Origin of the sequence: Corallococcus llansteffanensis (assembly GCF_003612055.1) — a bacterium.
Classification (GTDB): domain Bacteria; phylum Myxococcota; class Myxococcia; order Myxococcales; family Myxococcaceae; genus Corallococcus; species Corallococcus llansteffanensis.
The window spans coordinates 1-4,619 of sequence record NZ_RAWB01000704.1 but is presented as its reverse complement, the minus strand read 5'-3'; the positions used below and the strand labels follow the sequence as shown (position 1 = coordinate 4,619).

The 4,619-nt window shown below is 71.4% G+C and carries 4 protein-coding genes and 1 pseudogene; 1 reads left to right on the top strand and 4 read right to left on the bottom strand.

The annotated features are described in order from the left end of the window. From D7V93_RS38570 to dnaN, 4 genes are all read right to left on the bottom strand, one after another. The coding region (locus tag D7V93_RS38570; RefSeq protein WP_120648068.1) for a site-2 protease family protein at positions 1-709 on the bottom strand (709 nt) is incomplete at its 3' end. A 91-nt stretch (positions 710-800) separates the two neighbouring features. Next, positions 801-1,577 carry an LIM domain-containing protein gene (locus tag D7V93_RS38565; RefSeq protein ID WP_120648067.1) on the bottom strand — a complete coding sequence of 259 codons (777 nt, stop codon included), beginning with the start codon at positions 1,575-1,577 and terminating at the stop codon, positions 801-803. A 67-nt stretch (positions 1,578-1,644) separates the two neighbouring features. Beyond that, positions 1,645-2,844, bottom strand: a complete 1,200-nt coding sequence (locus D7V93_RS38560; RefSeq protein WP_120648066.1) for an ATP-binding protein — start codon at positions 2,842-2,844, stop codon at positions 1,645-1,647. Positions 2,845-2,955: 111 nt separating this feature from the next. Further along, positions 2,956-4,062, bottom strand: coding sequence for a DNA polymerase III subunit beta (dnaN, locus tag D7V93_RS38555; protein ID WP_120613515.1), 1,107 nt, complete (start codon positions 4,060-4,062; stop codon positions 2,956-2,958). A 361-nt stretch (positions 4,063-4,423) separates the two neighbouring features. On the opposite strand from dnaN, the pseudogene D7V93_RS38550 reads away from it, so the two are divergent. Further along, positions 4,424-4,619, top strand: a pseudogene (locus D7V93_RS38550) (hypothetical protein); the annotation flags it as partial.

Sequence of the window (4,619 nt, the reverse complement as noted above, 5' to 3'; positions counted from 1 at the left end):
GCTGCCACAGCGGCACCAGGTTGAACACGTTGAGCCAGGCCGCCGCGTGCGCGATGGCGCCCAATCCCTTCCATCCCGTGAGGACCGCCGCGACCAGCGCCACCACCGCCGCCGCGCTCCCCCAGATGGGCCCCGCCAAGCCCACGCGCGCGTCCTCGCGCCCATCCACCGGCGACTGCTTCAAGCGCACGAACGCGCCCAGGCCCGGGATGAACATGGGCGCGCTGGCCTGCATGCCAAAGCGGCGCAGCGACGCCACGTGCCCCATCTCATGCACGTAGATGCACACCACCAGCCCCAGCGCGAAGCGCCAACCCCACGCCGTCCAGTACACGCCCACCGCCAGCAGCATGGAGAACAGCGTGCTCGCCTGCGTGAGCCCGGCGAGCAGCAGCTTCCCCTTGCCCAGCAGGAGCAGCAGCACGAACTTGAACTTCCACAGCATCAGCCCCAGCGCGCCCATGCTGGCCAGCACCTTGGGCATGCCCGAGCGCTTGCGCTCCGCCTCCGCCAGCGGCGCCGCCAATCCCAGCGCATCCACCTGCTGGCTCAGCGCCGTCACCTTCGCCGTCACCTGCGCGTGCTGACCCGTGCCCGGCGGCAACAGGTCCAGGGCCTGACGCCACAGCGCCAGCGCCTCCAGCGGCGCGCCCCGGTCCGTGGCCTCCTGCGCCTCCGCCGCGAGCCGCTTCAACGTCTGCCCATGCACCAGCTTCCGGCACGCGGGACACGTGAGCAGTCGGGGCGCGAGCTCCGAACCACAACCCTCACAGCGTGGGGTGAGAGGGATTGCAAGCGCTTCAGCCAACGGACCGCTCCTGCGGCTCGGATGCCTCGGCCCCGGATGCGTCGGCCAGCTTGAACGGCCCGGCGATGTTCAGCACCGCCTTCTTGTTGCGGCGCCATGCCTCGTACAGCGCGAACCCGTAGATGAGCCCCGACAGCGGGCTTTCGATGCCCACCAGCACGGGCGCCGCCACGGAGATGATCGCGGTGAGGACGACGGCGGCCTCCGGCGAGGTCGGTGTCGCCGCGTCCCCGGCCGCTTCCGGCGCGGCGGCGGGCGCCTGGGCCGCGGGTCCGCCCGTGGGCGCTGCCGCCTGGACGGACTCGGCCTGCTGCGCCTCGAAGCCCTTGTAGACCTCCGGCGCGAGCGAGGCGGCCACCGACAGGTACGTCAGCACCACCGCGACCAGCTGGTAGAACCACCCCCCGCGCCCGTCCGAGCCCTTGAACACGGCCGTGCCCACCATCCAGCCCACCAGGACGGCGATGAGGCCGATGTTGTAGCCCGACAGGCTCACCAGGAAATACACCAGCGCCCCCGCGACGGCCGCGCCAAAGCCAAACACGCTGGCCTTCAGGAAGCGCTTCGACTTCGAGCCGCCCGTCAACGACGCCTCCACCGTCTCCCGACACTCCGGGCACAGCAGGTGGCTGTTCACCTCGTAGTAGGTGCTCGAGATGGGGCGCTCACAGGCGGTGCACCGGGGGGCCGGGGGCGGCTCGGTGTAGTCGGCCTGGTCGAACTGCAACGGCGCGGCGTCGGAGGCCGGCGGAGAGGCGGGGTCGGTCATGGTATGGCTTCCAACCTAACAGAAGCCTCCCGCCGCCCTCAAACCACCCTCCAGTCCGACGTCTGTCTTATCCGCCCTGCCGCAGGGCCGCGTGACGCGCCGCCTGCACCAGCGCGAGCAGGTCCCGCGTCCCGCCCACGTCCAGCGCGGCCGGCTTCGCGCTCCCGGGTGAGAACAGCCGCGCGGGCGTGCGCGCCTGTCCCCGCAGCAACACGAAGAGCCGCAAGGCGTCCCGCAGGGCCTCCACCTCCGGCCCCTCCTCGGTCCGCGCCCGTTGCGCCGCCTGCTCCAGCCGCGCCCACGCCGTCTCCTCGCTCCACGCGCCCCGGGGCCGCTCGCGCGACAGGGCCGCCAGCGCCGCCGCCGCTTCCACCAGCCCCGCGCGGCCTTCCGTGAACGCGTCCCCGCACTCCAATCGCAGCTCCGGCTGGGATGCCCGCGCGGCATGCCACGACAGGAGCGCGGGCAGCTCCGCCTCGCGCGGCACCACCGGCGCCAGCTCCGCCTCCAGCACCGCGCGCACCCGCACCCGCGCCACGTCGTGCCAGAAGGCCGCGTGCAACAGCAGCTCCGGCCCGCTGCGCGGCACCCGCATGGGCGCCCGGCGCATCCTGCGCTGGAGGAAGTCCTTCACCCGGCCCCGCGAGTCGTAGCGCTCCAGCCGCTCCCACAGCGCCACCAGCGACGCGGCGCCCAGCGGCAGCGCCCGTGCCAGCTCGCGCGCCTCGTCCTCGGAGAACGCCGGCGCCCCTTCCGTCACGGGACGCTTGAACACGCGCTCGAACACCTCGCCCGCGGCGCACGCGGCCCTCAGCTCCGGCAGGTTCCGCGGCAGCAGCTCCACCGCCTGGGCCCAGACCCGACCGCCCAGCAGCGGCCCCGCGTCCAGCACCTCCGTCTCCAGGCGCAGCAGCGCTTCTCCCAGCGTGACGGGGGCCGCGTCGGCTCCGGCCCCGGACAACCGCCGCCGCGCCGCGCGGTCCACCGCCTCGCGCAGCCGGGACACGTCCAGCATCAGCTTCACGGGCCCGGTGTCACGCGGCCAGCCCTCCACCTCCGAGCGACGCTTCAGCGCGGCCAGCGTCGCGTCCACCTCCGGCTGCACCGTGGCCACCTCCCGCAGCAGCTCGAAGTGGTTGCGCAGCCGGTCCTTCCAGAAGAAGGACTCCAGCACGCCCTTGAGCGCGCGGTAGCGCAGGCGCGTGGCCTCCAGGAGGTCCGCTCGGTCCTCCAGCCGCGCTCTCAGGTCGTCCGGACGGGTCGCCACGCCCCCATCATAAGGAGGCGCCGCTCCGGCCGCAGGCCACCCCTTGGCGCGGAGCGTCGAGCGTGGAACGGTGCGCGGGGACCGACGTGGGAAGTTGGACGCGGGCCCTGCTCAAACGCGCATGGGCATGACCACGGCGGTGAAGCTGCGGTCGCCGGGACCGTGCAGCACGCCCGGGCTGTGCTCGTCGCCCAGCTCGAAGTTGACCTCGTCCGTGTCGGTGACGCCCAGCACGTCCATCAGGTAGCGGGCGTTGAAGCCGATGGTGATGTCCCCGCCCTGGTAGTCCACGTCCAGCGCGTCGCGCGCCTCGCCCAGGTCCGGGTTGCTGGCGGTGATGAGCAGCTTGCCCTTCTCCAGCCCGATGCGGATGGCGTTGCTCTTGTCCGCCGACAAGAGCGCGATGCGCTTGAGCCCTTCCAGCAGGCGCGTCTTCGGCACGAGGACGACCTTCTCGCCCTCCTTGGGGATGACGCGCTGGTACTCCGGGAACTGCCCGTCGATGAGGCGCATCACCATGGTGAGGCCCGGCTTCTTGAACAGCGCCGAGTTCTCCGCGAAGCCCAGGTGGCACTCGGCGTCTGGGGCCTCGTCCAGCAGGCGCTTCAGCTCCATCAGGCCCTTGCGCGGGATGATGACGCCGCTCTTCAACTTGAAGTCGCCCGCCATGTCGCGCTCGATGAGCGACAGCCGGTGACCGTCCGTCGCCACCATGCGCACCTTGCCGCTCGCCTGCGGCTCGAAGAAGACGCCGTTGAGGATGTAGCGCGTCTCGTCGCTGGAGATGGCGAACTGCGTCTTGCGGATCATCTCCAGCAGCGTGTTGCCGGAGATCTGCACCAGCGGCGCGTTCTCCTCCTTGGGCAGCTTCGGATACTCCTCGGCGGGCAGGCCGACGATCTTGAAGTGCGCGGAGCCGGAGCTGATGTCGACGTAGTTGTTCGCGAGCTTCTTCAGCGTCACCTGCGCGTCCGGCAGGTTCTGCACGATGTCGAAGACGTACTTGGCGCTCAGCGTGACGGCGCCAGGCTTGGTGACCTCGGCGGGGTGCTCGGACACCACGCCGATGTCCAGGTCGAAGGCCGTGACGGTGATGCTGCCCTTGTTCGCCGTGAGGAGCACGTTGGCGAGGATGGGCATCGTCGTCTTGCGCTCCACGATGCCCTGGGCGCGATAGAGGGCCTTCTTCAGCTCGTCGGAGGCGATGCGGAATTCCATCGTGGGCGTCCTTACAGGTCACGGCCCGGAAGGCCGATATCGCGGGGCGGGATGTAGCCCGCGCCCGCGGGAGCGTCAACGAACGGAATCACCCTTCCGCCCTCCTACGAACCCCTTCAACGCTTGCCACTGTCCGTGATTTTCAACCTGTCCGGGCGTCCAGGTGGGACCCGGGTGGAAATCGCCCGTGCCACCCTGGCCGGCGGGCACCCGGCCGGGCAGAGTGGACCTGACCGCGAGGCCCGGACGTTGAACAGGCGGCGGGAGGGGTCCCCTACGTGGAGCCCCCTGGCACCGCATGGATAACCTGGAACCCGGGCTGGCAGCGGAGGACACTGCGGCCCCCTTGAACGGAGTCGCCATGAACGTCCGCTCCCTGCTGCTCTCCGCCGTGCTCGTGCTCGGCCCGGTGGCGTGCAGCAAGCCGCCCTCCCCCACCTCGCAGCCGTCGAGCGACGAGTCCGGCGCGGCAGCGCCCGCCGACCTGAAGCGGACCGACGGCACGTCGCCCACCGCCACGCCCACCGGCAACGAGCCGGGAACGGCCGCCCCCACCC